The 25,003-nt window shown below is 67.6% G+C and carries 22 protein-coding genes; 16 read left to right on the plus strand and 6 right to left on the minus strand.

Features of this window, described 5'->3' with window-relative positions; translation table 11 throughout:
* The first annotated feature begins 66 nt into the window (after positions 1 to 66).
* Genes AACL56_RS04830 through AACL56_RS04850 form a run of 5 tightly spaced genes read left to right on the plus strand, consistent with a single transcriptional unit; the run spans position 67 to position 5,824 of the window.
* On the plus strand, positions 67 to 672 hold the full coding sequence (locus AACL56_RS04830) for a DUF6891 domain-containing protein (protein ID WP_339088697.1): 606 nt from the start codon (positions 67 to 69) through the stop codon (positions 670 to 672).
* On the plus strand, positions 669 to 2,471 hold the full coding sequence (locus tag AACL56_RS04835) for a VanW family protein (RefSeq protein WP_339088698.1): 1,803 nt from the start codon (positions 669 to 671) through the stop codon (positions 2,469 to 2,471). Before AACL56_RS04830 ends, AACL56_RS04835 begins: the two co-directional genes overlap by 4 nt.
* A 13-nt stretch (positions 2,472 to 2,484) precedes the next feature.
* A complete protein-coding gene (locus tag AACL56_RS04840; RefSeq protein ID WP_339088699.1) occupies positions 2,485 to 3,090 on the plus strand; it encodes a hypothetical protein in 606 nt (201 codons plus the stop codon).
* A gap of 18 nt (positions 3,091 to 3,108) precedes the next feature.
* A complete protein-coding gene (locus AACL56_RS04845) occupies positions 3,109 to 4,800 on the plus strand; it encodes an FxLYD domain-containing protein (RefSeq protein WP_339088700.1) in 1,692 nt (563 codons plus the stop codon).
* A gap of 43 nt (positions 4,801 to 4,843) precedes the next feature.
* Positions 4,844 to 5,824 carry an LLM class flavin-dependent oxidoreductase gene (locus AACL56_RS04850; protein ID WP_339088701.1) on the plus strand — a complete coding sequence of 327 codons (981 nt, stop codon included), beginning with the start codon at positions 4,844 to 4,846 and terminating at the stop codon, positions 5,822 to 5,824.
* Positions 5,825 to 6,298: 474 nt separating this feature from the next.
* On the opposite strand, the gene AACL56_RS04855 is transcribed toward AACL56_RS04850, so the two are convergent.
* Positions 6,299 to 8,026, minus strand: coding sequence for a long-chain-fatty-acid--CoA ligase (locus AACL56_RS04855; protein WP_339088702.1), 1,728 nt, complete (start codon positions 8,024 to 8,026; stop codon positions 6,299 to 6,301).
* A 183-nt stretch (positions 8,027 to 8,209) separates the two neighbouring features.
* Between AACL56_RS04855 and mnmA the strand changes: the two genes are divergently transcribed.
* Complete coding sequence (gene mnmA, locus AACL56_RS04860; protein WP_339088703.1) at positions 8,210 to 9,313, plus strand: tRNA 2-thiouridine(34) synthase MnmA; 1,104 nt, start codon at positions 8,210 to 8,212, stop codon at positions 9,311 to 9,313.
* A gap of 1 nt (position 9,314) precedes the next feature.
* Here mnmA and AACL56_RS04865 read toward each other — a convergent pair whose 3' ends face one another.
* The 3 genes from AACL56_RS04865 to AACL56_RS04875 all read right to left on the minus strand — a co-directional run bounded on the left by AACL56_RS04865 (position 9,315) and on the right by AACL56_RS04875 (position 11,066).
* Positions 9,315 to 9,812 (minus strand): NUDIX hydrolase, encoded by a 498-nt coding sequence (locus tag AACL56_RS04865; protein WP_339088704.1) that lies wholly within the window; start codon positions 9,810 to 9,812, stop codon positions 9,315 to 9,317.
* A gap of 10 nt (positions 9,813 to 9,822) precedes the next feature.
* Positions 9,823 to 10,257 (minus strand): DUF4019 domain-containing protein, encoded by a 435-nt coding sequence (locus AACL56_RS04870; protein ID WP_339088705.1) that lies wholly within the window; start codon positions 10,255 to 10,257, stop codon positions 9,823 to 9,825.
* Between the two features lie 95 nt (positions 10,258 to 10,352).
* Positions 10,353 to 11,066 (minus strand): response regulator transcription factor, encoded by a 714-nt coding sequence (locus tag AACL56_RS04875; protein ID WP_339092798.1) that lies wholly within the window; start codon positions 11,064 to 11,066, stop codon positions 10,353 to 10,355.
* 407 nt (positions 11,067 to 11,473) lie between these two features.
* Here AACL56_RS04875 and AACL56_RS04880 point away from each other — a divergent pair, with 407 nt between their 5' ends.
* The 10 genes from AACL56_RS04880 (at position 11,474) to AACL56_RS04925 (ending at position 23,082) form a co-directional block, all read left to right on the plus strand.
* Positions 11,474 to 12,616: a Re/Si-specific NAD(P)(+) transhydrogenase subunit alpha gene (locus AACL56_RS04880; protein ID WP_339088706.1), complete on the plus strand. Its 1,143-nt coding sequence runs from the start codon at positions 11,474 to 11,476 to the stop codon at positions 12,614 to 12,616.
* A gap of 24 nt (positions 12,617 to 12,640) precedes the next feature.
* A complete protein-coding gene (locus AACL56_RS04885) occupies positions 12,641 to 12,970 on the plus strand; it encodes an NAD(P) transhydrogenase subunit alpha (RefSeq protein WP_339088707.1) in 330 nt (109 codons plus the stop codon).
* Positions 12,967 to 14,466 (plus strand): NAD(P)(+) transhydrogenase (Re/Si-specific) subunit beta, encoded by a 1,500-nt coding sequence (locus AACL56_RS04890; RefSeq protein WP_339088708.1) that lies wholly within the window; start codon positions 12,967 to 12,969, stop codon positions 14,464 to 14,466. Before AACL56_RS04885 ends, AACL56_RS04890 begins: the two co-directional genes overlap by 4 nt.
* 99 nt (positions 14,467 to 14,565) lie before the next feature.
* A complete protein-coding gene (locus tag AACL56_RS04895) occupies positions 14,566 to 16,245 on the plus strand; it encodes a long-chain-fatty-acid--CoA ligase (RefSeq protein ID WP_339088709.1) in 1,680 nt (559 codons plus the stop codon).
* 51 nt (positions 16,246 to 16,296) lie between these two features.
* Positions 16,297 to 17,301, plus strand: a complete 1,005-nt coding sequence (locus AACL56_RS04900) for an ABC transporter permease subunit (protein ID WP_339088710.1) — start codon at positions 16,297 to 16,299, stop codon at positions 17,299 to 17,301.
* 3 nt (positions 17,302 to 17,304) lie between these two features.
* Positions 17,305 to 18,210, plus strand: a complete 906-nt coding sequence (locus AACL56_RS04905; protein WP_339088711.1) for an ABC transporter permease subunit — start codon at positions 17,305 to 17,307, stop codon at positions 18,208 to 18,210.
* Between the two features lie 118 nt (positions 18,211 to 18,328).
* Positions 18,329 to 19,354, plus strand: a complete 1,026-nt coding sequence (locus tag AACL56_RS04910; RefSeq protein ID WP_339088712.1) for an ABC transporter ATP-binding protein — start codon at positions 18,329 to 18,331, stop codon at positions 19,352 to 19,354.
* Complete coding sequence (locus tag AACL56_RS04915; protein ID WP_339088713.1) at positions 19,351 to 20,397, plus strand: dipeptide ABC transporter ATP-binding protein; 1,047 nt, start codon at positions 19,351 to 19,353, stop codon at positions 20,395 to 20,397. Before AACL56_RS04910 ends, AACL56_RS04915 begins: the two co-directional genes overlap by 4 nt.
* A gap of 46 nt (positions 20,398 to 20,443) precedes the next feature.
* Positions 20,444 to 22,075: an ABC transporter substrate-binding protein gene (locus AACL56_RS04920; RefSeq protein ID WP_339088714.1), complete on the plus strand. Its 1,632-nt coding sequence runs from the start codon at positions 20,444 to 20,446 to the stop codon at positions 22,073 to 22,075.
* Positions 22,076 to 22,341: 266 nt separating this feature from the next.
* The gene (locus AACL56_RS04925) at positions 22,342 to 23,082 is read left to right on the plus strand and encodes a 5'-methylthioadenosine/adenosylhomocysteine nucleosidase (RefSeq protein ID WP_425337049.1); all 741 of its coding nucleotides are present in this window, start codon (positions 22,342 to 22,344) and stop codon (positions 23,080 to 23,082) included.
* Here the strand turns inward: AACL56_RS04925 and AACL56_RS04930 are convergent.
* Positions 23,075 to 23,839, minus strand: coding sequence for a YoaK family protein (locus tag AACL56_RS04930; RefSeq protein ID WP_339088716.1), 765 nt, complete (start codon positions 23,837 to 23,839; stop codon positions 23,075 to 23,077). The two genes, AACL56_RS04925 and AACL56_RS04930, sit on opposite strands and share 8 nt — an antisense overlap.
* 74 nt (positions 23,840 to 23,913) lie before the next feature.
* On the minus strand, positions 23,914 to 24,900 hold the full coding sequence (gene corA, locus AACL56_RS04935; RefSeq protein ID WP_093053979.1) for a magnesium/cobalt transporter CorA: 987 nt from the start codon (positions 24,898 to 24,900) through the stop codon (positions 23,914 to 23,916).
* Positions 24,901 to 25,003 lie beyond the last annotated feature (103 nt).

Here is a 25,003-nt window from a genome sequence, read left to right on the forward strand (position 1 = left end):
CAAGGCGCTCCCGCCGGCAATCAAGAAAGCATGATCCGTCGCCGCCAATGCGGCAACCCAACACGCATGGCCCTCACTCTCGACCCCGAAGACACGCGCGGACGCATCCACGATCTCGTGTGGAGCGGCTTTCATCCCGATGCCGACGTCGAATGGATGATCACCGACGAATACCTCGACCCGGACGAACTCTCCGCCGAGGACCGCGCCTGGGTCAAGGCCGAGGCCGCGCGCGCCTGCGCCGCCAAGCGTGCCGCCGAAGCCGGCTGGCCTGTGCAGACCGAGTACGACCGGCTCGAGGCGGTGTTCGCGCAGCTGCGCGGCGAGAAGATCATCGCGCTGCACCGCGCCGGCAATACCCTGGCCGACGGCCATGACGACGTGCGCGAACAGTGGCGCGCCGCGGGCCGCCTCGACTCGGGCATCCGCGGCTGCTGCTTCTATCACTCGCAGGACCTCGACACGGCGGTGCGCACCGGACGGCTGCACCTGGCGTTCAGCGGCGGCATGATCCCCGAGATCGAGCAGCGCGAGGCCAACACGGTGGTCGTGGGCCATCGCATCGTCGAACTGCTGCGCGCTGCCGGCTTCGGCGCGCAATGGAGCGGCAACATCAACGAGCGCATCGAGGCCGACCTCGGCCAATGGCGCAAGCGAGGCCCGTCCGCGTGAGCGTGCAGGCCTGGCAGCCGCCGCGCCGCATCGACGCGATCGACTTCTGGCTGCGCTCCAGGCTGCTCGCCACGGCGCACGCGTTGCGCGAGATGCTGCGGCCGTCGGCGCGGCGCTGGCAAGGCGGCCATGCGCTGGCCGACGCGCCGGTGCTCGCACAGCACCGCAGCCCGCTGTGGTCCGACGGCCGTGCGGACGAATTCCCGCTGGTGGCCGGCAAGGTGCAGAACCTGCGCGTCGCGCGCCCGGCCTTCGACGCCGTCGAGGTGCCGGCGGGAGAGCTGCTGAGTTTCTGGCGCCAGCTGGGGCGGCCCGGTGCGGGGCGCGGCTTCGTGCTGGGGCGCGAGGTGCGCGGCGGCTGCGTGGTACCGACGCTGGCCGGAGGCCTGTGCCAGCTGTCGAACGCACTCGCCACGTTGGCCGTGCGCGCGGGGTTCGAGCTGGTGGAGCGCCACGGGCACACGGCGCGCATCGAACGCGTGAACGCGCCGGACGGCGACGCGGTCGATGCAACGGTGTTCTGGAACTATGTCGACCTCAAGCTGCGCGCCAGGCATGCGTGGCGGCTCGAAGTGGAATTGACCGAAACGGAACTGGTGCTTCGCATCCGCGCGCAGGCGCCGATGCCGGCGGCCGTCGCACCTGTCATGCTGCGGCGCACGGGCGACGGCGCAGCCACCGCGCTGCCCGTGGCGCGCGGCTGCCTCAGTTGCGAACAGGCCGCGTGCTTTCGCCACCGCCCGCAAGCCGGCCTCGCCCTTGAGGGCCGCACGGCGGTGCTGGTCGATGGCTGGACGCCGGAGTTCGCGCGCTACCTGCGCACTGCGCATCCGCAGGTGCAGCGCATGCAGCCGGTGCCGATGCGGCTCGCGTTCTGGCGCGTTCCCCCTGCAGGCTGGCACCGCGAGCCTTTGGAAGAGGACAGCGGGCGGGCCTCGAAGGCCTGGGCCGCAAGCCTGCGCCGCGCGTTGTGGCAGCGGCTCTGGGCGCGGCATGTGGGCCGGCGGCAGGCCAGCCTGATCGATGGACAGCGCTGGCTCGCCCTGGCCTTTGCCGCACGGCTGGCGCCGGCTCACACGCATCTGGTGGTCGAGCAGGCGCTGCTGCCGCATCTGCAGCGCATCGGCGCGCTCGACGGGCGCCGCATCACCGTGCTGGCCAGCGCACTACCGATGGCCGACATCGAGCGGCGGCTCGATGCCGCGTCGCTGCGCTGGCCGGACGACGCCACCCTGCGCGACTTCCGCGCCGACCCGTCGCTGGTGCGCGCGGAAGCGCTCGCGTTGGCGCGCGCATCGGCCATCGTCACGCCGCATGCCGGGGTCGCGCATGCGCTGGCAAAGCTCGCACCGCAAGCCGCGCTGCAGCGGCTCGCGTGGACGCTGCCCGCCGCACAAGCGGCGCCACGCGAAAGCCACGAACTGCCGATCGTCGTGTTCGCCGCGAGCGCGCTGGCACGCAAGGGCGCGCGCGAACTCGCCGCGGCGCTGCAGGACCGGCCGTGCCGCCTGCGTGTGCTCGGCGCTGCGTCGGACGACGCGCGGCTCTGGCAGGGCATCGGCGACGCGTCGCACATCGAACACATGAACTGGCGAGGCGACTGGCTGGCCGGTGCCGCGGTCGTCGTGCTGCCCGCGCACGTCGAGCATGCACCGCGCGCGTTGCTGCGTGCGGTCGCGGCCGGCGTGCCGGTGGTGGCATCGACGGCCTGCGGCCTCGCGGGCCTGGAGGGCGTGCACGAGGTCGCACCCGGCGACGTCGACGCGCTGCGCAACGCATTGCAGGCCGTGCTGGCCTGAACGGAGAACTCACTTGGCATCGATCGAACAGGCCCGCGCGGCACTGGCTTCCCACGGCGCGCTGGCGCCGCAATCCGCCGCCGACCACTGGCATGGCGATATCCCGCTGCCGGCCGCGATCGCCGCCTTCTACGAGCAGGTCGGACCGCTCGGCGAGTGGATCAACGAGCGCGTCGGGCATGCCGGTCTCACGGTGCCGACCACGGGCAACCCCTTCAGCATCCCTGCGCTCTCGCGCTTGTGGGCGCTGCAGGCGGGCTACCGCTGGCACGGCATCACCGGCGAGCGAATCGCCGACTGGCCCGACCACTGGCTCGTGGTGGCCGACCAGGGCGCCGATCCGTTCATCTTCGACGTGCGCACCGGCGCCATCCAGTTCGCGATGCACGGCACGGGCGCGTGGCAGGAAGACGAGCCCTTGTTCGCCGACATCCTCGAGATGGCCGCGTGCCTCGGCACCATCGGCCAGGTGTGGGAGGAGGCGGGCGACGGCATCTTCACCGACGAGGACGATTGCGTCGTCGATCCGGTGCACCGCGAGCGCGTTGTCGAGCGGCTCGCCCCGTTGCTCGGCAGCGCCGATGCGGCCGAGGACCTCGCCGATGTCTTCGGCTGGTAGGTCGTCGAAAGGCCCAGCATGACCATCGACCTCCAGACACTCAAGTGCGGCGAATGCGGCAGCAGCGTGCTCAAGCGCACCGGACTCAACGAATACACCTGCGGGCATTGCGGCTCGGTCACGCTGGTGGAGGACAACGTGTCCGACCGGCTCGAACGCGTGCTCAACCAGGTCAAGAACGAAGCGGGCCGCAGGCTCGCGGCCGAAGAGGCGCAGAGGCAGGCGCTCGCGATGCGCAAGGCCGGCATCGCGGTGGCCGTGGCGGTGGGTGTGGTGGCGCTCGTCGGCGTGGTGGGCATCTTCGTCGGCAGCCGCGGCGCGGACACGAGCAGTGCGTCGGGCGGACAGCGCCCGGTGGTTGCCGCACTGGGCGACCGCACCATTCCCACCGACGGTCTCAAGCTCGCCGAGCCGCGCCAGGTGCTGGTGGGCAGCGGCAGCTCTGCGCAGGCCAAGCTGCTGGTGGTCGCGCGCAACGAGACCGGCAAGCCGCTGTCGCGCGCGGGTATCCGCGCCACCTACTACGACGGCGACACCAGGCTCGACGAGCGCAGCGAGATGCTGCCGGTGGCCGTGCTCGAGCCCGGCGAAAGCGCGCCCGCCCTGATCGACATGCCGAGCGGAAAGAACGTCACGCGGCAGGACCTGCGCGTGCAGAAGCTGGCCGAGCCCTACAACGCGGTGCAGGGCCCGCGCATGACCTTTTCGCGCGTGCGCCTCATCCAGCAGGGCGAGCGCGTGAGGCTGGTCGGCCGCATCACCAACGACCGCAAGGACGCCGCGGTGATCGGCGGCATCGAGGTGCTGGCCACGCTCTACGACGACGCGGGGCAGGTGATCGGCTTCGGCCACGGCTATGGCCAGGCCAACGAGGTGCCGCCGGGTACGCGCACGTCGGTGGACGTGAGCGTGGCGCGCTTCGGCCGCGCGGCGGCCATTGCCTCTTGGGACTACCGCATCGGCTACAGCACGGTCGAAGCTTCGGGTTCGCGCACGCCGGTGCTGAACGCCGACCGCGTGATTCGCACCGCGGGCGGGCCGGAAAGCTTCAACCCCGACCTGCGCCTGGGCACCGACGACCTGCTGGCCGACGACAGCGAGCGCTTCGACGAGAAGCAGCTCGAATTGCTGCCGCTGGTGGCGGGTCGCAGCAACATCCAGCGCCCGCTGTTCCTCACCGAACTCGTGAACCGCAGCAACGACGCGATCGTGCTTGCGCCCGGCGGGGCGATCTCGCGCTTCGGCGGCAACAAGGCGGACGGCAGCACCGCCATCACCGGGCTGGCCTATCTGTATCCGGGCGAGCGCTTTCCCATCCTGCTCGAGCCGCGCGACGTCGAACGCATCACGCAGACGCGCATCGAATGGAAGCCGATGCGGCGCGCCGCGCTGCCGGGTCCGCGCAAGCCGCTCGAGGTGCGGGTGACGGGCACCAAGGCCGAAACGGGCAGCGTGCTGCTGAACTTCAGCCAGCGCTTCACCTACCGCAGCGTGGAGGTCACGGGCAGCGTGACGAATCCGGGCACGGCCATCGTCGGCAAGGTGCGGCTGTGGGTGAGCCTGCGCGACCGCAATGGGCAGCTCACCGGCTTCAAGCTGATGGACAACCTGCCGGCCATCGCGCCGGGCGAGAGCGTGCCGTTCCAGGTGAACGTGGAGCAGAACGCCCGCGACTTCGCGACCGTGAGCACGCTATACCAAACCGAATAGCCCCTCGCCTGACGGCGTTGGCGGATCGCGCCATGATCGCGCCATGATTCCGTTCTCCATCCTCGACCTTTCCCCGATCACCGAGGGCAGCGACGCCGCGCAGTCGTTCCGCAACTCGCTCTCGCTGGCGCAGCACGGCGAGAAGCTCGGGTACACGCGCTACTGGCTGGCGGAGCACCACGGCATGCCGGGCATCGCCAGCGCGGCCACCGCCGTGCTGTTGTCGTATGTGGGGGCTGGCACCTCCACCATCCGCATCGGCGCCGGCGGCGTGATGTTGCCGAACCACTCGCCGCTGGTGATCGCCGAGCAGTTCGGCACGCTGGAGTCGCTGTACCCGGGGCGCGTCGACCTCGGCCTGGGCCGCGCGCCCGGCTCCGACCAGCGCACCGCGCGGGCCTTGCGCCGCAACCTCGAGTCGGACTCGGACCAGTTCCCGCAGGACGTGGTCGAGCTGATGGATTTCATGTCGAAGAATCCGCAGCAGGCCGTGAAGGCCGTGCCGGGCATGGGGCTCGAGGTGCCGGTGTGGATCCTCGGCTCGAGCACCTTCGGCGCGCAGCTGGCGGCGCACCTCGGCCTGCCCTACGCCTTCGCCTCGCACTTCGCACCGCAGCAGATCATGCAGGCCATCCAGATCTACCGCGAGACCTTCAAGCCCTCCGCGCAGCTGAGCAAGCCCTATGTGATGCTGGGCTTCAATGTGTTCGCCGCCGACACCGACGCAGAGGCCGAATTCCGCGCCACCTCGTGGCAGCAGGCCTTCGTGAACCTGCGCAGCGGCCGCCCCGGGCGCCTGCCGCCTCCGGTGGAGGGCTACCGCCAGAAGGTCGGCCCGGCGGAGAACGCACTGCTCGACTCGGTGTTGTCATGCTCCGCAGTCGGCTCGATCGAGACCGTGAAGAAGGGCGTCGAGGCCTTCGTGGCGCGCACCGGCGCCGACGAGCTCATGATCACCTCGCAGGTGTTCGACCACGCAGCCCGGCTGCGCTCGTACGAGCTGCTGGCCGGCGCGTTTCAATAGGCTCGCCCCCAGGCTTCGCGCACTTCGTGTCGCTACGCCTTCCCCCTACCGGGGGCGACACCGACGGCCCGGCAAAGCCGGTTCCGTGGTGTCTCTGGCTCGCCCCCAAGGGTTCGCGCACTTCGTGTCGCTACTCCTTCGCCCTGCCGGGGGCGACACCGACGGCCCGGCAAAGCCGGTTCCGTGGTGTCCCTGGCTCGCCCCCAGGATTCGCGCACTTCGTTCGCTTCTCCTGCCCCCTACCGGGGGAGACACCGGAGGCCCGGCAGAGCCGGTTCCTCGATGGTCTTGGCTCGCCCCCAGGCTTCGCGCACTTCGTGTCGCTTCTCCTTCCCCCTGCCGGGGGCAACACCGGAGGCCCGGCAAAGCCGGTTCCTCGGTGTTCCGGACTTCGCCTTGCTTCGCCGCGGTAGCGGCTGAGGTCCGGCAAAGGCGGCTTGCCTGTGGCCTGTGGGAAAGCGCGGCGCGGATGCTTCAGGCGCGCTTGCGGGCTTCCTCGTCGACGAGGTCCTTCTTCGAGAGCTTGCCGACGGCCGTCTTGGGCAGCTCGGCGCGGATCTCGAGCGCGCCGATCATCTCGTGCTTGCCCAGGCGGTCCTTCAGGAAGGCCTTGAGCGCGTCGAGCGTGAGTTCGCCTGCGCCTTCCTTGAGCTTCACGAAGGCCTTCGGCGACTGGCCACGGTAGTCGTCGGGAATGCCGATCACGCAGACCTCGGCCACGGACGGGTGTTCGTACACGGCTTCCTCGAGCACGCGCGGGTACACGTTGTAGCCGCCGCACAGCAGCATGTCCTTGGTGCGGTCGACGATGTAGAAGTAGCCGTCGGCGTCCATCTTCGCGACGTCGCCACTGCGGAAGTAGCCGTCGGGGGTCATCGAATCGGCCGTGGCCTTCGGGTTGTTCCAGTAGCCCTTCATCACGTTCGGGCCCTTGATGCACAGCTCGCCGGGCTCGCCGAAGGCAGTGACGTCCTTCGCCGGGTCGTCCAGGCTCACGAGCTTGATGCGCACCTGCGGCAGCGGCATGCCGCACGAGCCGGCCTTGCGCACGCCGCGCGCGGGCGTGAAGGTGCCCACGGGCGAGGTCTCGGTCATGCCCCAGCCTTCGTTGAGGTGGCAGCCGGTGAGTTCGAAGAAGCGCTGCTCCACTTCCACCGGCAGCGGCGCGCCGCCCGATCCGCAGAACTTGAGCGAGCGCAGGTCCATCTCCTTCGCCTTGGGGTGCGACAGGATGGCGGTGTACATCGTCGGCACGCCGGGGAACACGCTGATCCTGCTGGCGGCGAGTTCGTTCATCACCGCGTCCACGTCGAAGCGGGTGTGCAGCACCAGCGCCGCACCCAGGCGCACGCCGAGCAGCATCGCGGCACTGAGCGCGAAGATGTGGAAGAGCGGCAGCACCACCAGGAAGCGCTCCTTGCCTTCGTCGAGGATCGGCGGCTCGCCGCGCGTCGATTCGTAGTACTGGGCCGAGGCCGACGTCAGGTTGGCGTGCGTGAGCATCGCGCCCTTGGGCAGCCCGGTGGTGCCGCCGGTGTACTGCAGCACCACGATCTCTTCTGCCAGGTCGCCGAGCGGATAGGTCTGGTGCGCGCCTTCGCTTTTCAGCAGGTCGGTGAAACGCACATGGCGCGCGTCGACGGGCACCGGGGCGATCTGCCCGGCGGCATGCAGCTGGGCCTGCACCTTGTCGCCCATGGCACCGTAGTCGCCGAGGCTGCCGACCACCAGCGTCTTCAGGCGCGAGCTGTCGAGCAGGCGCGCCATCAGCGGATAGAGATTGACGAGGTCGAGCGTGACGAGGATGTCGGTGCGGCTGTCCTCGATCTTGTGGGCGAGCACGCGCTCGGCGTCGAGCGGCGAGTAGTTGACCACCGTGCCGCCGGCCTTGAGCACGGCGAAGAAGGCGATCGGGTAGTGCGGCGTGTTCGGCAGGTAGAGGCCGACATGCACGCCGGGCTTCACGCCCAGATCCTGCAGGCCCTTGGCGGCGCGGTCGACCGCATCGCCCAGTTGCCTGTAGGTGAGCGACTGGCCCATGAACTCGACGGCGGAGTGGTCGGGCCAGCGTGCGACGGCCTCGTCGAGCATCTGCTGCACCGGCTTGACGGGCAGTTCGGCATCCCAGCGCATGCCGCCGGGGTAGTTGCGTGTCCAGGGCAGGTCATCGGCGGAAGCCGTCGAGGGGGTGGGGGTAGGCATGCGTCTTGTCTCCGCGGTGCTGGGTTGCGAGTCGCTCTGGCGGATCTGTGCCGCCTCGTCAGCGGCACTGTAGCGCCGGGTCTGCGGCGCGAGGAGCGGGCGCTGACAAGCCGGCGACACGGGTTTTCCCGATTTCCCACACGCCGCCGGCCCCTACCGCGGGGCTGGGACAATGGCGGGCTTATGGCAAAGCAACGGATCGTGGTGGGACTGAGCGGCGGGGTGGACTCCGCCGTGACGGCGCACCTGCTCAAGCAGCAGGGGCACGAGGTGGTCGGTATCTTCATGAAGAACTGGGAAGACGACGACGACAGCGAGTACTGCTCGTCGAACATCGACTTTGTGGATGCCGCCAGCGTGGCCGACGTGCTGGGCATCGAGATCGAGCACGTCAACTTCGCGGCCGACTACAAGGACCGCGTGTTCGCCGAGTTCCTGCGCGAATACAAGGCCGGGCGCACGCCCAACCCCGACGTGCTTTGCAACGCCGAGATCAAGTTCAAGGCGTTCCTCGACCACGCCATGCGGCTGGGCGCGGAGAAGATCGCCACCGGCCATTACGCGCGCGTGCGGCTCGACGAAGCCACGGGCAGGCACGACCTGCTGAAGGGGCTCGACCCGTCGAAGGACCAGAGCTACTTTCTGCACCGCCTGAACCAGGCGCAGCTGTCGAAGACGCTGTTCCCGGTGGGCGAGCTGCACAAGACCGAGGTGCGCCGCATCGCGGAAGAAATCGGCCTGCCCAACGCGAAGAAGAAGGACTCGACCGGCATCTGCTTCATCGGTGAGCGGCCGTTCCGGGACTTCCTGAACCGCTACATCTCCAAGGAGCCGGGCCCGATCAAGGACGACCGCGGCCGCAAGCTCGGCGAGCACCAGGGCCTGAGCTTCTACACGCTGGGCCAGCGGCAGGGGCTGGGCATCGGTGGCGTGAAGGAAAAAGGCGCGCAACGCGGCTCGGGCGACCATTCGCCATGGTTCGTTGCACGCAAGGATGTCGAGAAGAACACGCTGTGGGTGGTGCAGGGTCACGACCATCCGTGGCTGTTGTCATCGGAACTGAAAGCGGACGACGCCAGCTGGGTGGCCGGAGAAGTACCGGCCCCGGGAAGTTACGGCTCGAAGGCCCGCTACCGGCAGGCCGATTCCGCGTGCGAGATGGAAGCGGGCGATTCCGCTGCGGGATTCAGCCTGCGGTTCGGCGCGGCGCAATGGGCGGTCACGCCTGGTCAGTCCGCCGTGCTGTACGACGGTGAACGCTGCCTGGGCGGCGGCGTGATCGTTTGAGTCAGGGCGTCACGCGCACCGACGCGTCGACGTGGACCAGCTCCAGCGGGTGGCGCTCGCCGGCCAGGTAGTCCTCGATGCACTGGAGCAGCAGCGGACTGCGATGCCGCTCCACGCTCCCGCGGATTTCTTCGAGCGTCATCCACACGGTGCGCACGATGCCCTCGTCGAGCGGCCGGCCCGCGTCGAAATCGCCCAGTTCGCCGGCAAATGCGAAGCGCATGTAGGTCACGTCCTCGCCGCGCTCCGCGGCGGGCCGCGAGCGTGCCATGTAGATGCCGATGAGCGAAGTTGGCGTGAAATGGTGGGCTGTTTCTTCGAGCGTTTCGCGTGCACAGCCTTCGGCAGGGGATTCCCCGGGATCGAGATGCCCTGCGGGCGTATTCAGCCGCAGTCCGTCTCCCGATTGCTCCTCGACCAGGAGGAAGCGCCCGTCGCGTTCGATCACTGCCGCCACGGTGACATTGGGTTTCCAGCGGATTGAATGGGCGTTGGTCATTCGTTGATTCTTACCGCAGCACATAGCCGCTGAAACGCCACAACCGGTCGGGGTCCAGATGAAACCTCACGACTTCGCGCCGCGTGGCGCCGGGCTTGCTGGAAAAGCGGGTTTCGTATTCGATGGTGACGTAGTGACCCGCGGTGTCGGCATCCGCATTGGCCAGCACCTGGCGATTCACGGCAACCCAGGTGCGTATTTGCGGTTCACCGAGAGAGAGGCGGCTGCTGGCGACCACGCTGATGAAGTCGGCGCGCGACACGCGCTTGCGGGTGGCCGCGGTTGCACCGTCCCAGAGTTCGCCGGCCTGGCCCCGGTCGATCATCTGGATTGCCTGCATGCCGCCGCGCACCATGTCGCTGGCCTCCACTTCCTGGGCGGTGGACGGCGCCAGCCGGCACCAGAGCAATGCGCCGGTCAACAGCAGCCGGACGATATGTTTCATGAAATCTTTTTCCTGGATTGCCGTTGGAGACGTCTGTGTCGGAGAGTTCCACCTGCTCTGCCCCTGCGCGCTGCATCGGCGCGAAGGGCATTTGCCTAACGCTTGCCCGAGTTCCGCAATGCGTCCTGGTCGACCGCTTCGAGCCGGTATCCGAGGCCGTAGATGGCGAGCAGCAGGAACCCGTTGGCTGGCCGCAGGTCGAGCTTTGTCCGAAGGCGCGAGATGTGCGTATCGAGCGAACGCGAGAGTGCCTGGATGCCGAGGCCCCAGACCGCTTCGTGCAGGTGTTCGCGCGACAGCAGCCGCCCGAGATTCTGGAAGAGAAACAGCGCGAGTTCGTACTCGCGGTTCTTCAGGTCGACCGGCATGCCGCGAACCTTCAGCACGCGCGATGGCGGAAAGAAGTGATAGGAGCCGAACACCAGCTCAGCCTCTTCGCGCGCGGGATACGAGCGCCGCAGCAGCGCTTTCACGCGGGCCTCGAGTTCGACGGTGCGCAACGGTTTCGCCATGAAATCGTCGGCGCCCGAGTCGAGGCCTTCGACCAGATCGCCCTCGCCGCAGTCGCGTGTCACCAGGAGTATGGGCAACCGGCTCTTGAGATCGCCGCGGATGGTTCTCACCACGTCCGGTCCGCGCATGTCGGGAAGGCGCCAGCCCAGGATAAGGAAGTCGAACGTCTGCCTGCGCAGGGCGTGCAACAGGGTTCGTCCCAGCTTGTAAAGATGGCACTCATGGCCGAGCGCCACCATGGTTTGATGGATCAGTGTCAGTTGATCCAGGCCGTCGTCGAGTACAGCAACACGCATTCGATCTCCTTCTTCCTCCGTCGCCAGTCCCGCAGGCTGGCGATCGGGCCGAAGTGTATCTATCTGCGACTGAAGCAAACCCGCGATTTTGTAATTAGTGCACGCAATAAGAGATTTTGGGCGCGTAAGGGCACATTTGACAACAATTGAAAACAGATCGACTTCCGCAACTGAGAACTTAAGACGGATTGGATTCATGGAGCCTGTCCGAGCAGCGACCGGATGAGAAGCACAGCCATGCCGAACGTTTGCAAACGGCGAGAGCGCTATCAATTGAGGAGCATTGATGCCCGCCTTCATCGGCCCTCGAAGCCGTGGTCGTCGCCATCTAGGCGACAGTGGGCGCTTGTAATCTTGCTGTAAGCTCTGCGCGCGTTCGTGTGCCCCCTTGCTCTGAGGAGATCTCTATGCTGATAGGCGTGCCTGCCGAAACACTGGCTGGCGAAACCCGAGTGGCCGTTACACCCGAGACCGTGAAAAAGCTGGTCGCTTCAGGGCATGCGGTACGAGTGGCGTCCGGGGCCGGCGTTGCCGCCAGCGTCACCGATGCGGCCTATCAGGCGGCAGGCGCTGAAATCACGGACCAGCCGGGCGCGTTCTCCGCAGACATGGTGCTCAAGGTGCGCACGCCCACCGATGCCGAGACCGGGCTGCTCAAGTCGGGCGCGGTGGTCATCGGCATGCTGAACCCCTTCGATGCCGCCGGCCTGCAGCGCCTGGCCGCGGCGGGGGTCACGGGCTTCGCCCTCGAGGCCGCGCCCCGCACCACCCGCGCGCAGAGCATGGACGTGCTCTCTTCGCAGGCCAACATCGCCGGCTACAAGGCCGTGATGATCGCGGCCGACAGATACCAGCGCTTCTTCCCGATGCTCATGACGGCCGCCGGCACGGTGAAGGCCGCGCGAGTGGTCGTCCTCGGTGTCGGCGTGGCGGGCCTGCAGGCCATTGCCACGGCCAAGCGCCTGGGCGCCGTCATCGAGGCGTCGGACGTCCGCCCGAGCGTCAAGGAGCAGATCGAGTCGCTCGGCGGCAAGTTCATCGACGTTGCCTACGAGACGCAGGAAGAAAAGGATGCCGCCGAAGGCGTCGGCGGCTACGCACGGCCGATGCCTGCCAGCTGGCTCACGCGTCAGCAGGCAGAGGTGGCCAAGCGCATCGCGCTGGCCGACGTGGTCATCAGCACGGCGCTGATTCCGGGTCGCGCCGCGCCGACGCTCATCACCGAGGACATGGTCAAGTCGATGAAACCGGGCTCGGTGATCGTCGACATCGCCGCCGGCAAGGGGGCCGACGCGAACGGGGGAATGACGGGCGGCAACTGCCCGATCTCCGAGGCCGACAAGACGGTGGTCAAGCACGGCGTGACCATCGTCGGCGAGACCAACCTCGCGGCCCTGGTGGCGGCCGATGCGTCTGCGCTCTACGCGCGCAACGTGCTCGACTTCCTCAAGCTGATCGTCACCAAGGAGGGCGCGCTGAAGATCGACCTCGAGGACGACATCGTCGCCGCCTGCCGCGTCACGCAGGACGGCCAGGTCACGAAGAAGTAACACGCCCGCCGAGGAGAAGAAGCCATGGATCCCGTTTCCCATACCGTCATCAACCTCATCATCTTCGTGCTGGCCATCTACGTGGGCTACCACGTGGTGTGGACGGTCACGCCCGCGCTGCACACGCCGCTGATGGCCGTGACCAACGCCATTTCCGCCATCGTGATCGTGGGCGCCATGCTCGCGGCCGCGCTCACCACCACGCCGCTGGGCAAGACCATGGGCGTGCTGGCCGTCGCGCTGGCTGCGGTGAACGTCTTCGGCGGCTTCCTGGTCACGCGCCGGATGCTCGAGATGTTCAAGAAGAAGGAACGCAAGGCCGCGCCCAAGGCAGAAGAGGGAGCCGCCAAGTGAGCATGAACCTTGTCACGCTGCTGTACCTCGTTGCCAGCGTCTGCTTCATCCAGGCCTTGAAGGGCCTGAGCCATCCCACCACGTCGATCCGCGGCAACATCTTCGGCATGACCGGCATGGCGATCGCCGTGCTGACGACCATTGCGCTGATCCACGGGCTTACCCGTTCGCTGAACGTCGACTTCGGCACCGGCATCGCCTGGGTGCTGGCGGCCGTGGTGGTCGGCGGCGGCCTCGGCGCCTTCATGGCGAACAAGGTCGAGATGACCAAGATGCCCGAGCTGGTCGCCTTCATGCACAGCATGATCGGCCTGGCCGCGGTGTTCATCGGCGTGGCCGCGGTGGCCGAGCCCTGGGCGTTCGGCATCACGGCTGCGCCGGTGGCTGCGCTCATCGGCGCGCAGACGCCCGACGGCGCCGTCATCCTCGACGGCTTCGTGCGCTACGCCATTCCCTACGGCAACCGGCTCGAGCTGTTCCTCGGTGCGGCCATCGGTGCGATCACATTCAGCGGCTCGGTCATCGCCTTCGGCAAGCTCTCGGGCAAGTACAAGTTCCGCCTGTTCCAGGGCGCGCCGGTGCAGTTCAAGGGCCAGCACATGCTCAACCTCGTGCTGGGCCTGCTGACGATCGCGCTGGGCCTGCTGTTCGTGGCCACCGAAAGCTGGGCCGCGTTCTTCGCGATGCTGGCGCTGGCCTTTGTCATGGGCGTGCTCATCATCATCCCGATCGGCGGCGCGGACATGCCGGTGGTGGTGTCGATGCTCAACAGCTACTCGGGCTGGGCGGCGGCGGGCATCGGCTTCAGCCTGAACAACGCGATGTTGATCGTGGCCGGCTCGCTGGTGGGTTCCTCGGGCGCCATCCTGAGCTACATCATGTGCAAGGCCATGAACCGCTCGTTCTTCAACGTGATCCTGGGCGGCTTCGGCGGCGAGGCTGCGGCGGCCACGGGTGGCGCGAAGGAGCAGCGGCCGGTGAAGTCCGGCAGCGCCGACGACGCGGCCTTCGTGCTCGGCAATGCCGAGACGGTGGTGATCGTGCCGGGCTACGGCCTGGCCGTGGCCCGCGCGCAGCATGCGGTGAAGGAGCTCGCACAGAAGCTCACCGACAAGGGCATCACCGTCAAGTACGCGATCCACCCGGTGGCGGGCCGCATGCCCGGCCACATGAACGTGCTGCTGGCCGAGGCCGAGGTGCCTTACGACCAGGTGTTCGAGATGGAGGACATCAACGGCGAGTTCGGACAGGCCGACGTGGCGATCATCCTTGGCGCCAACGACGTGGTGAACCCCGCCGCGCACACCAAGGGCAGCCCGATCTACGGCATGCCGATCCTCGAGGCCTACAAGGCCAAGACCGTCATCGTGAACAAGCGCTCGATGGCCGCCGGATACGCGGGCCTGGACAACGAGCTGTTCTACATGGACAAGACCATGATGGTCTTTGGCGATGCTAAAAAAGTAGTGGAAGATATGGGCAAGGCCATCGAATAGGCCGAAGGTCCACGCCCGCTGCGCGGGCGAGTCTTCGCGGCGCCGCTTCGTGCGCCGTTTTCGTTTTCAACTGTCAGATCCCCGGAGGAGACAAATCCAATGACCGACCGCCCCTGGCTCAGCAGCTACCCGCAAGGCGTGCCCGCCGACATCGATGCCTCGCACTATCCATCGCTGGTCGCGCTCATGGAGGAGAGCTTCAGGAAGTACGCCGACCGCACGGCCTACAGCTTCATGGGCAAGGACATCAGCTACGGCGAGACCGACAGGCAGAGCAAGGCCTTCGCGGCCTACCTGCAGGGACTGGGCCTCGTGAAGGGCGACCGCGTCGCGGCGATGATGCCCAACTGCCCGCAGTACCCGATCGCGGTGGCGGGCATCCTGCGTGCGGGCCTGATCCTGGTCAACGTGAACCCGCTGTACACGCCGCGCGAGCTCGAGCACCAGCTCAAGGACTCGGGTGCCAAGGCCATCGTCATCATGGAAAACTTCGGCACCACGCTGCAGCAGTGCATCGCGTCCACGCCGATCAAGCACATCGTGCTGGCGTCCATGGGCGACCGCCTCGGCTTCCTCAAGGGGGCGCTCGTCAACTACGTGGTGCGCAACGTCAAGAAGCTCGTGCCGCACTTCAGCCTGCCGGGCACCGTGCGCTTCAACGAAGCCCTCGACAAGGGCGCCGGCGGCACCGTCAAACCCGTGGCTATCGGGCCCGACGACGTGGCCGTGCTGCAGTACACGGGCGGCACCACCGGCGTGTCGAAGGGTGCGGTGCTGCTGCATCGCAACGTGATCGCCAATGTGCTGCAGTCCGAGGCCTGGAACGAGCCCGCCATGAAGAAGGTGCCGGCCGGCGAGCAGCCCACGAGCGTGTGTGCGCTGCCGCTGTATCACATCTTCGCGTTCACGGTCGGCATGATGCTGAACATGCGCACGGGCGGCAAGCTGATCCTGATCCCGAATCCGCGCGACATTCCCGGCGTGCTGAAGGAGCTGTCGAAGCACACCATCCACAGCTTCCCCGCGGTCAACACGCTGTTCAACGGACTGGCGAACCACCCCGACTTCAACACCGTCAACTGGAAGAACCTCAAGATCTCGGTGGGCGGCGGCATGGCCGTGCAGGCCGCGGTTGCCAAGCTGTGGCTCGAGAAGACGGGCTGCTCGATCTGCGAGGGCTACGGCCTGTCTGAGACCTCGCCGTCGACCACCTGCAACCCGACCAACAGCACCGAGTACACCGGCACCATCGGCCTGCCGCTGCCGGGCACCTGGCTCAAGCTGCTCGACGACGAAGGCAACGAAGTGCCCACGGGCGAGCGCGGCGAGATCGCCATCAAGGGTCCGCAGGTGATGGCCGGCTACTGGCAGCGGCCCGACGAGACCGCCAAGGTCATGACGCCCGACGGCTACTTCAAGAGCGGCGACATCGGCGTGGTCGACGAGCGCGGCTACTTCAAGGTGGTCGACCGCAAGAAGGACATGATCCTGGTCTCGGGCTTCAACGTGTACCCGAACGAGATCGAGGACGTGGTCGCACTCATTCCGGGCGTGCTCGAATGCGCGGCCGTGGGCGTGCCCGACGAGAAGACCGGCGAGGCCGTGAAGCTCGTGATCGTCAAGAAGGACCCCGCGCTCACCGAGGCGCAGGTGCGCGAATACTGCCGATCGAACCTTACGGGTTACAAGCAGCCGCGAATCGTAGAGTTTCGTAGCGACATGCCGAAGACGCCGGTCGGCAAGATCCTTCGCCGCGAGTTGCGCGACTCGAAAAAGTAAGGGTTCGGCCCGGGTGGGGCCACGGCATCGATCTTGCATATTCGCGGGTCGATGTTTCGATTCATCCTGACCCGCGTGAGCCTGCTGGTGCCGACCTTCATCGGCATGACGCTGCTCGCCTTCTTCCTCATCCGGCTGGTGCCGGGCGACCCGATCGAGACGATGGCCGGCGAGCGCGGCATCGATCCTGCGCGGCATGCCGAACTGCGCGCCGCCTATGGCTTCGACAAGCCGGTGATCGTGCAGTACGGCATCTACATCGGCCGCGTGCTGCACGGCGACCTCGGCAAGTCGCTGATCACGCAGGACACCGTGATCGGCGAGTTCCTCGCGCTGTTTCCGGCCACGGTCGAGCTCGCCGTGTGCGCCATTCTTTTCGCGCTGCTGCTGGGGCTGCCCGCCGGCATCCTGGCGGCGGTGCGGCGCAACTCCATCTTCGACCACGGCGTGATGGCGACGTCGCTGACCGGCTACTCGATGCCGATCTTCTGGTGGGGGCTGCTGCTGATTCTTTTCTTCTCGGTGCAGCTCGGCTGGACGCCGGTGTCGGGCCGCATCGCGGTGCAGTACTTCGTCGAGCCCGAAACCGGCTTCCTGCTCGTCGATGCGCTGCGCGCCGGCGACACGGACGCCTTCTGGTCGGCGCTGCACCACCTGATCCTTCCGGCCGTCGTGCTCGGCACGGTGCCGCTCGCGGTGATCGCGCGGATGACGCGCTCGGCCATGCTCGAGGTGCTGGGCGAGGACTACATCCGCACTGCGCGCGCCAAGGGCCTCTCGCGCTTCCGGGTGGTGGGGCTGCATGCGCTGCGCAACGCGCTGATCCCGGTGGTCACCGTCATCGGACTGCAGGTGGGCGTGCTGTTCACGGGCGCGATCCTCACCGAGACCATCTTCTCGTGGCCGGGTGTGGGCAAGTGGCTCATCGAGGCCATCGGCCGTCGCGACTATCCGGTGCTGCAGGGCGGCATGCTGCTTCTGGGCGGCATCGTGATGTTGGTCAACCTGCTGGTCGATGTGGCCTACGGCGTCATCAACCCGCGAATCCGGCGCTGATTCATGGCGACCTCTCCCAGCATCGTTTCCAGCGCGAAGACCGCCGCGCCGCCCGGCCCGTGGCGCGAGTTCTGGACCGCGTTCTCCGCCAACCGCGGCGCGGTCATCGGGCTGGCCGTCATCGTGGCACTGCTGCTCGTCGCGCTGTTCGCGCCATGGCTCGCACCGCACGCGCCCAACGAGACGAACAGCGCCGCGTTCCTGAAGCCACCGGCATGGCAGGAGGGCGGCTCCATGAGCTACCTGCTGGGCACCGATGCGATCGGGCGCGACATCCTGTCGCGGCTGATGCATGGCGCGCGGCTGTCGCTGTCGATCGGCGTCGCGGTGGTGGCGCTGTCGGTGGCCGTCGGCGTGGTGCTGGGGCTGATCGCGGGCTTCTTTCGCGGCGTGCTCGAGATCGCGATCATGCGCATGATGGACATCGTGCTCACGCTGCCCAGCCTGCTTCTGGCCATCGTGATCGTCGCGATCCTCGGGCCGGGGCTCGTGAACGCGATGCTGGCCGTGGCCATCGTGGTGCTGCCGCACTACGTGCGCATCACGCGTGCCGCCGTCATCGCCGAGGTCTCTCGCGACTACGTCACCGCCGCGCGCGTGAGCGGCGCCGGCACGCTGCGCCTGATGTTCCGCGAGGTGCTGCCCAACTGTGCCGCGCCGCTGATCGTGCAGGCCTCGCTCGGCATCTCGACGGCCATCCTCGACGCCGCGGCGCTCGGCTTCCTCGGCCTCGGCGCGCAGCCGCCTTCGCCCGAATGGGGGACCATGCTGGCCGACGCGCGCGAGTTCGTGCTGCGCGCCTGGTGGGTCGTGACATTCCCCGGGCTGGCGATCCTTGCCGCAGTGCTGGCTTTCAACCTGCTGGGCGACGGGCTGCGCGACGCACTTGACCCCAAGCTCAAAAGATGAAAAACATCGAGTTCCTCATTCCGGGGATGCCGCCGCGCCCGATTCGCCGGGCCGCCGGTATCGCGTCCTGCAAGAGGGTCGTCGCAGCGGCACGCAGAGCGCGAAGACTGGGGACGAGATGAGTCTTCTGGACATCAAGGACCTGCACGTCGAATTCCCCACGCAGGGCGGCGTGCTCCATGCGGTCGATGGGGTGAGTCTCTCGCTAGAGGAGGGCGAGGTGCTCGGCATCGTCGGCGAGTCGGGCTCGGGCAAGAGCGTGACGATGATGGCGCTCATGGGCCTCGTCGGCTTTCCCGGCCGCGTGCGCGCCGACCACATGCGCTTTGCCGGCAAGGAATTGCTCGGCATCTCCGACAAGGCCCGCCGTGCGCTGGTCGGCAAGGAGGTCGCGATGATCTTCCAGGAGCCGACCACCAGCCTCAACCCCTGCTTCACCATCGGCTTCCAGCTGATGGAGACGCTGCGGCTGCACCTCAAGCTCGACAAGCGCGAGGCGAAGCGGCGCGCGACCGAATTGCTCGAGCAGGTCGGCATTCCGGCTGCGTCGTCGCGCCTGGGCAGCTACCCGCACCAGCTCTCCGGCGGCATGAACCAGCGCGTGATGATCGCGATGGCCATCGCCTGCAATCCGCGCCTGCTGATCGCCGACGAACCGACCACCGCGCTCGACGTGACCATCCAGGCGCAGATCCTCGACCTGCTGCGCGACCTCCAGAAGGAGCGCGGCATGGCGCTCGTGCTCATCACGCACAACATGGGTGTGGTGAGCGAGATGGCGCAGCGCATCGCGGTGATGTACGCGGGCCAGGTGATGGAGCACCAGCGTGTCGACCGGCTCTTCGCGTCGCCGCAGCATCCGTACACCGAAGCGCTGCTGGCGGCGCTGCCCGAGCGGGCCGCGCCCGAAGGGCGCCTGGCCACCATCAGCGGCGTGGTCCCGGGCGTGCACGACCGGCCGGCAGGCTGCCTGTTCGCACCGCGCTGCGGCTACGTCACCGAGCGCGCCTGCCAGGTGCGGCCGGCGCTGCGCGAATGGCAGGGTGCGCAGGTGCGCTGCCACTACCCATTGGGCGACGCGGATCGCATGGCGGCCATCGCACAGGACCCGCCGAGGCGGCAGGCGGCGGAGGTGTTGCCATGAGCATCGCGGCAGGCGGCGCACCGGCCGACGTGGTGGTCGAGGCGACGAAGCTGCAGCGCACGTACGACATCCGCCGCGGGATGTTCCGCGCGCCGGCGCATCTGCGGGCGGTCGGCGACATCTCGTTTCGCGTCGAGCGCGGCCGCACGCTGGCGGTGGTCGGCGAGTCGGGCTGCGGCAAATCGACGCTGGCGCGCATGGTCGCGCTGATCGAGAAGCCCACGGCGGGCCAGCTGAGGCTGGTCGGGGCCGATGCGGTCGATCCGCCCGCCGAGCGCAGGCGCGAACTGCGACAGGCCGTGCAGCTGGTGTTCCAGAACCCCTACGGCTCGCTCAACCCGCGCAAGAAGATCTCGACCGTGCTCGAGGACCCGCTGGCCATCAACACCGCGCTGGGCAAGGCGGAGCGCGCGGCCAGGGCGCGCGAGATGCTCGCGCGCGTGGGCCTGCGCCCCGAGTACGCCAACCGCTATCCGCACATGTTCTCGGGCGGCCAGCGCCAGCGCATCGCCATCGCGCGCGCACTCATGCTGCAGCCGCGCCTCCTGGTGGCCGACGAGCCGGTGTCGGCGCTCGACGTGTCGATCCAGGCGCAGGTGCTGAACCTGCTGGCCGACCTGCAGGCCGAGCTGGGCCTGGCCTACCTCTTCATCTCGCACGACCTCGGCGTGGTGCGCCACATCGCGCACGACGTGCTCGTGATGTACCTCGGCCACGCGGTGGAGCAGGGGCCGAAGTCGCGCATCTTCGCGCGGCCGCTGCATCCGTACACCCAGGCGCTGCTGGCTTCGACGCCGGGGCTCAGCAGCCAGCGCATCGTGCTCAAGGGCGAGCTGCCGTCGCCGTTGAGCCCGCCCGCGGGCTGCGTGTTCAGCACCCGGTGCCCGCATGTGGCGCAGCGCTGCCGCGACGAGCGCCCGCTGCCGCGCGTGCTCGACGAGCGGCAGGTGGCCTGCCATTTCGCCGAGCAGTTTCTCGACGGTGCGCCGGCGGTGCGCGCCGACGTGCCGATGGCCGCCGTCTCGACGGCGGCGCATTCCTAGCGTCCGCTTGTTTCCCGTTCTCTCAACCGTGTCTCAAGGAGTCCACATGACGACCCAGTCCACCGTTTCGCGCCGCTCACGAAAGCTGGCGCTCCTGGCACCGACAGCGCTGGCGGCCCTGACCCTGGCCTGCGGCGCCGTGTCCGCCAAGACGCTGGTGTATTGCTCCGAAGGCAGTCCCGAGAATTTCTATCCGGGCATGAACACCACCGGCACCTCGTTCGACGTGACCACGCAGGTCTACAACACCATCGTCGAGTTCGAGCGCGGCGGCACCAAGGTCGTGCCGGGCCTTGCAGAGAAGTGGGACATCTCGGCCGACGGCACGGTCTACACCTTCCACCTGCGCAAGGGAGTGAAGTGGCACAGCACCAGCAAGAGCTTCAAGCCGACGCGCGACTTCAATGCCGACGACTTCATCTTCATGCTCGAGCGCCAGTGGAAGGAGAGCGATCCCTTCTTCAAGGTCACGAGCCAGAACCACTCGTACTTCAACGACATGGGCATGCCCAAGCTGCTGAAGACGGTGGACCGCATCGACGACTACACCGTGAAGATCGTGCTCAACCAGCCCGAGGCGCCGTTCCTCGCGAACCTGGCGATGCAGTACGCGGGCATCCAGTCGAAGGAATACGCCATTGCGATGCTGAAGGCCGGCACGCCTGAGAAGGTCGACCAGGACCCGATCGGCACCGGGCCGTTCTACCTCGTGCAGTACCAGAAGGACGCGATCATCCGCTTCAAGGCCTTCCCGCAGTACTGGGGCGGCAAGGCGAAGATCGACGACCTCGTGTTCGCCATCACGCCCGACGCATCGGTGCGCTGGGCCAAGCTGCAGAAGGGCGAGTGCCACGTCATGCCGTACCCGAACCCGGCCGACCTGGACGCGATCCGCAAGGACCCGAACGTGCAGGTGCTCGAGCAGCCCGGGCTGAACGTGGGCTACCTGTCGTTCAACACGACGAAGAAGCCGTTCGACGACGTGCGCGTGCGCAAGGCCGTCAGCATGGCGATCAACAAGAAGGCCATCATCGATGGCGTGTACCTGTCGACCGGTGTCGCCGCGAAGAACCCGATCCCGCCGAGCATGTGGTCCTACAACGACGCGGTCAAGGACGACCCGTACGATCCCGAAGCCGCGAAGAAGCTGCTGGCGCAGGCCGGCTTCCCCGATGGCTTCACGACCGATCTCTGGGCCATGCCGGTGCAGCGCCCGTACAACCCGAACGCCAAGCGCATTGCCGAGCTGATGCAGGCCGACCTCGCCAAGATCAACGTGAAGGCCGAGATCAAGAGCTTCGAATGGGGCGAGTACCGCAAGCGCCTGCAGGCCGGCGAGCACCAGATGGGCATGATGGGCTGGACCGGCGACAACGGCGACCCGGACAACTTTCTCTACACGCTGCTGGGCTGCGCCTCCGCCAAGTCGGCGAGCGGCAGCAACGTGTCCAAGTTCTGCTACCAGCCGTACGAAGACCTCGTGGTGAAGGCCAAGAGCACCACCAAGCAGGCCGACCGCGACGCGCTCTACAAGAAGGCGCAGGTCATCTTCAAGGAGCAGGCGCCATGGTTCACCATCGCGCACGCAGTGCAGCTGAAGCCGGTGCGCAAGGAAGTGGTCGACTTCAAGCTGAGCCCCTTCGGCCGCCACACCTTCTACGGCGTGGATATGAAGTAACCCCCCAGGCTGCGCGCACTTCGTGTCGCTTCGCCTTCCCCCTTGCAGGGGGCAACACCTGCGGCCCGGCGAAGCCGGTTCCGCGGTGTTTCTGGACTCGCCCCCAGGCTGTGCGGCACTTCGTGTCCGCTTCGCCTACTCCCCGCCCGGGGGCAATACCTGCGGCCCGGCGGCGCCGGTTCCGCGGTGTTCCTTGAATGAAGAGAGAAAGACCTGCCTTGGCTTCTGACGTCTTGTCCCGCCGGCCGATCGCCATCGTCGCGGCCATGCACGAGGAACTGGGGGCGCTGCTTGCGTTGATGCCCGACGAGCAGCGCGTGCGCGCGGCGGGGCGCGACTTCTGGGTGGGCCATCTGCACGGCCGGCCGGTGGTTGCGGTGCTGTCGCGCATCGGCAAGGTCGCGGCAGCAGTCACGGCGACGGTGCTGCTGGAGCGCTTCGGTGCGCGGGCCATCGTGTTCACCGGGGTCGCAGGCGGCCTGGCGCCGGGCGTGAACGTGGGCGACGTGGTGGTGGCCACCGAACTGCTGCAGCACGACATGGACGCCTCGCCAATCTTTCCGAAGTACGAAGTGCCGCTGATGGGCCTGTCGCGTTTTGCTGCCGACGCCGCCATGGGCGATGCGCTGGCGGCTGTGGCGCGGGAGACGCTGCGCGACCCGGTCGCCCTGGTGGGGCAGGAGGCCGTCGACGAGTTCGGCCTGAATTCGCCGAAGGTGCATCGCGGCCTGCTGGTGAGCGGCGACAGGTTCGTCTCGACCACCGCGGAGAGCGCGGCGCTGCAGCACGCGCTGCCCGATGCGCTCGCGGTCGAGATGGAGGGCGCCTCGGTGGCGCAGGTGTGCCACGACTATGGCGCGCCCTTCACGGCCATGCGCACGATTTCCGATCGCGCCGACGATGCCGCACACGGCGACTTCTCCCGCTTCGTCGTGGCGGTGGCGAGCCGCTACAGCCTCGCGCTCATCGATGCGTGGCTGGCTTCGCTGCCGGCCGAACTCAGCTGAGCGAAGGCGTGCGGCGGCGCGGAATGTCGCGAAGCAGCGGCGGGACCGACAGCGCCAGCAGCAGCGCCGCCAGCGGCACCACGCAGACGAAGCCCACGTACTTGAAGCCCAGCGCACCCATCGCGCCACCGAGCACGAACATGCCGACCAGCCCGCCGGCGCGGCGCATGCGGCTGCGGTCGTGCCGCACCGGCACCGCGTGCGCCGGTGCCGACTTCGAACGACCGTTCCAGTAGAGCATCTTGCCGATCTCGATGCCCATGTCGGTGATGTTGCCGGTCATGTGGGTGGTGCGGATGCTGCCGCGCGAGGTCTTCGACGCCACCGCGTTCTGCAGTCCCATGATGAAGGACAGCAGCAGTACGGTGAGCGGAACCGCGAAGGGCGTGGCCCAGGTCAGCGTGATGGCGCCCATGAGCCCGAAAGGAAACATCAGCGCGGCCTCGAGCATCAATGGCAGGGCGTACACGCCGTGCATGCGGTGCTGGCGGCCCCAGTTCACGAGTACCGCGCACACGGCGGCGCCGGTCAGGAAGGCCAGGATCGCGCCCAGCGCGTTCAGCAGCAGCTTGAGGTTGCCCAGCACCATGCCGTCCGCCAGCTGTGAGGCGAACCCGGTCATGTGCGAGGTGTACATGTGCAGCACGAGGAACCCGCCTGCGTTGACCGCGCCGGCGTTGAAGGCCAGCAGCAGGCCCAGCGCCGTGTTGGTCGACGGTGCGCGATGGCGGTTTGTGAGGAAGCGAAGTCTGCGCACAGTGGCCCTCCGGTCAGCGCTCGGCTGCCGGCCACTCTAGCACCGGGGCCGCGGGCGAGGCCCGTGGCAGAGGCTTACTTGAGCCAGCCGCGCCGGCGGAAGTACCACATCGGCACCAGCGCGCTGGCCGCCATCAGCACGATGGCATACGGGTAGCCCATCGCCCAGTCGAGCTCGGGCATGAACTTGAAATTCATGCCGTAGATGCTCGCGATCAGCGTGGGCGGCAGCAGCGCCACGCTGGCCACCGAGAAGATCTTGATGGTCTTGTTCTGGTTGATGTTGATGAAACCGACGGTCGCATCCATCAGGAAGTTGATCTTGTCGAACAGGAAGGCCGTGTGGTTGTCCAGCGACTCGATGTCGCGCAGGATCTGCCGCGCTTCCTCGAACTGCTCGGCGTTGAGCATCTTGCTGCGCATCATGAAGCTGACCGCGCGGCGCGTGTCCATCACGTTGCGGCGGATGCGGCCGTTCAAGTCTTCCTGCCGCGCGATGGCGCCGAGCACCTCGCCGGCCAGCTCGTCGCTGACGTTGCCCGACAGCACCTTCTTGCCCGCCACCTCAAGCTCGTCGTAGATGTTCTCCAGCGTGTCGGCCGAGTACTCGGCGTCGGCGTCGAAGAGCTTGAGCATCACTTCCTTCGCGTCCTCGATGAGGCCGGGTGCGCGGCGCGCGCGCATGCGCAGCAGGCGGAACACGGGCACGTCCTCGTCGTGGATCGAGAACAGCACGCCGCGGCTGCGCAGGTCGGTGTTGTGCTGGTTGAGGATGAAGGCGACGCGCACGGTGCGCGGGTCTTCGTCGTCGTCGATCAGAAAGTCGGAGCGGATGTGCAGCTCGCCGTTGTCTTCCTCGTAGAAACGGGCCGATTCCTCGATGTCCTCGTCCATCGCGTCTTCGGGGATGGACAGGCCGTAGTACTGCTTGATCCAGCGCTTCTCTTCGAGCGTCGGCGACTCGAGGTCGACCCAGATCGGCTGGAACTTGGAAAGCTCTTCGAGCGCCTCGATCTCTTCCTGGACGAGGCGGCCGTTGGCAAGCGTGAAGATGTTGAGCATGGGCTCACTCCCGGGTATGACTGAAACGTGGGGCGGGGAGGGGCGCTTTCAATTCCCGACCCCGACGTGAGCGATGAACCGTTTCAGGAAATCGCGTCAGCGA

The organism is Variovorax paradoxus, assembly GCF_902712855.1.
GTDB classification, from domain to species: Bacteria; Pseudomonadota; Gammaproteobacteria; order Burkholderiales; family Burkholderiaceae_C; genus Variovorax; species Variovorax paradoxus_Q.

What these genes read in the sequence shown, in the direction of transcription:
- AACL56_RS04830 (WP_339088697.1), top strand. Translation starts at nt 67, where the DNA reads ATGGCCCTCACTCTCGACCCCGAAGACACGCGCGGACGCATCCACGAT.
- AACL56_RS04845 (WP_339088700.1), top strand. Translation starts at nt 3,109, where the DNA reads ATGACCATCGACCTCCAGACACTCAAGTGCGGCGAATGCGGCAGCAGC.
- AACL56_RS04850 (WP_339088701.1), top strand. Translation starts at nt 4,844, where the DNA reads ATGATTCCGTTCTCCATCCTCGACCTTTCCCCGATCACCGAGGGCAGC.
- AACL56_RS04855 (WP_339088702.1), bottom strand. Translation starts at nt 8,026, where the DNA reads ATGCCTACCCCCACCCCCTCGACGGCTTCCGCCGATGACCTGCCCTGG.
- mnmA (WP_339088703.1), top strand. Translation starts at nt 8,210, where the DNA reads ATGGCAAAGCAACGGATCGTGGTGGGACTGAGCGGCGGGGTGGACTCC.
- AACL56_RS04865 (WP_339088704.1), bottom strand. Translation starts at nt 9,812, where the DNA reads ATGACCAACGCCCATTCAATCCGCTGGAAACCCAATGTCACCGTGGCG.
- AACL56_RS04870 (WP_339088705.1), bottom strand. Translation starts at nt 10,257, where the DNA reads ATGAAACATATCGTCCGGCTGCTGTTGACCGGCGCATTGCTCTGGTGC.
- AACL56_RS04875 (WP_339092798.1), bottom strand. Translation starts at nt 11,066, where the DNA reads ATGCGTGTTGCTGTACTCGACGACGGCCTGGATCAACTGACACTGATC.
- AACL56_RS04880 (WP_339088706.1), top strand. Translation starts at nt 11,474, where the DNA reads ATGCTGATAGGCGTGCCTGCCGAAACACTGGCTGGCGAAACCCGAGTG.
- AACL56_RS04885 (WP_339088707.1), top strand. Translation starts at nt 12,641, where the DNA reads ATGGATCCCGTTTCCCATACCGTCATCAACCTCATCATCTTCGTGCTG.
- AACL56_RS04895 (WP_339088709.1), top strand. Translation starts at nt 14,566, where the DNA reads ATGACCGACCGCCCCTGGCTCAGCAGCTACCCGCAAGGCGTGCCCGCC.
- AACL56_RS04900 (WP_339088710.1), top strand. Translation starts at nt 16,297, where the DNA reads ATGTTTCGATTCATCCTGACCCGCGTGAGCCTGCTGGTGCCGACCTTC.
- AACL56_RS04905 (WP_339088711.1), top strand. Translation starts at nt 17,305, where the DNA reads ATGGCGACCTCTCCCAGCATCGTTTCCAGCGCGAAGACCGCCGCGCCG.
- AACL56_RS04910 (WP_339088712.1), top strand. Translation starts at nt 18,329, where the DNA reads ATGAGTCTTCTGGACATCAAGGACCTGCACGTCGAATTCCCCACGCAG.
- AACL56_RS04915 (WP_339088713.1), top strand. Translation starts at nt 19,351, where the DNA reads ATGAGCATCGCGGCAGGCGGCGCACCGGCCGACGTGGTGGTCGAGGCG.
- AACL56_RS04920 (WP_339088714.1), top strand. Translation starts at nt 20,444, where the DNA reads ATGACGACCCAGTCCACCGTTTCGCGCCGCTCACGAAAGCTGGCGCTC.
- AACL56_RS04925 (WP_425337049.1), top strand. Translation starts at nt 22,342, where the DNA reads ATGCACGAGGAACTGGGGGCGCTGCTTGCGTTGATGCCCGACGAGCAG.
- corA (WP_093053979.1), bottom strand. Translation starts at nt 24,900, where the DNA reads ATGCTCAACATCTTCACGCTTGCCAACGGCCGCCTCGTCCAGGAAGAG.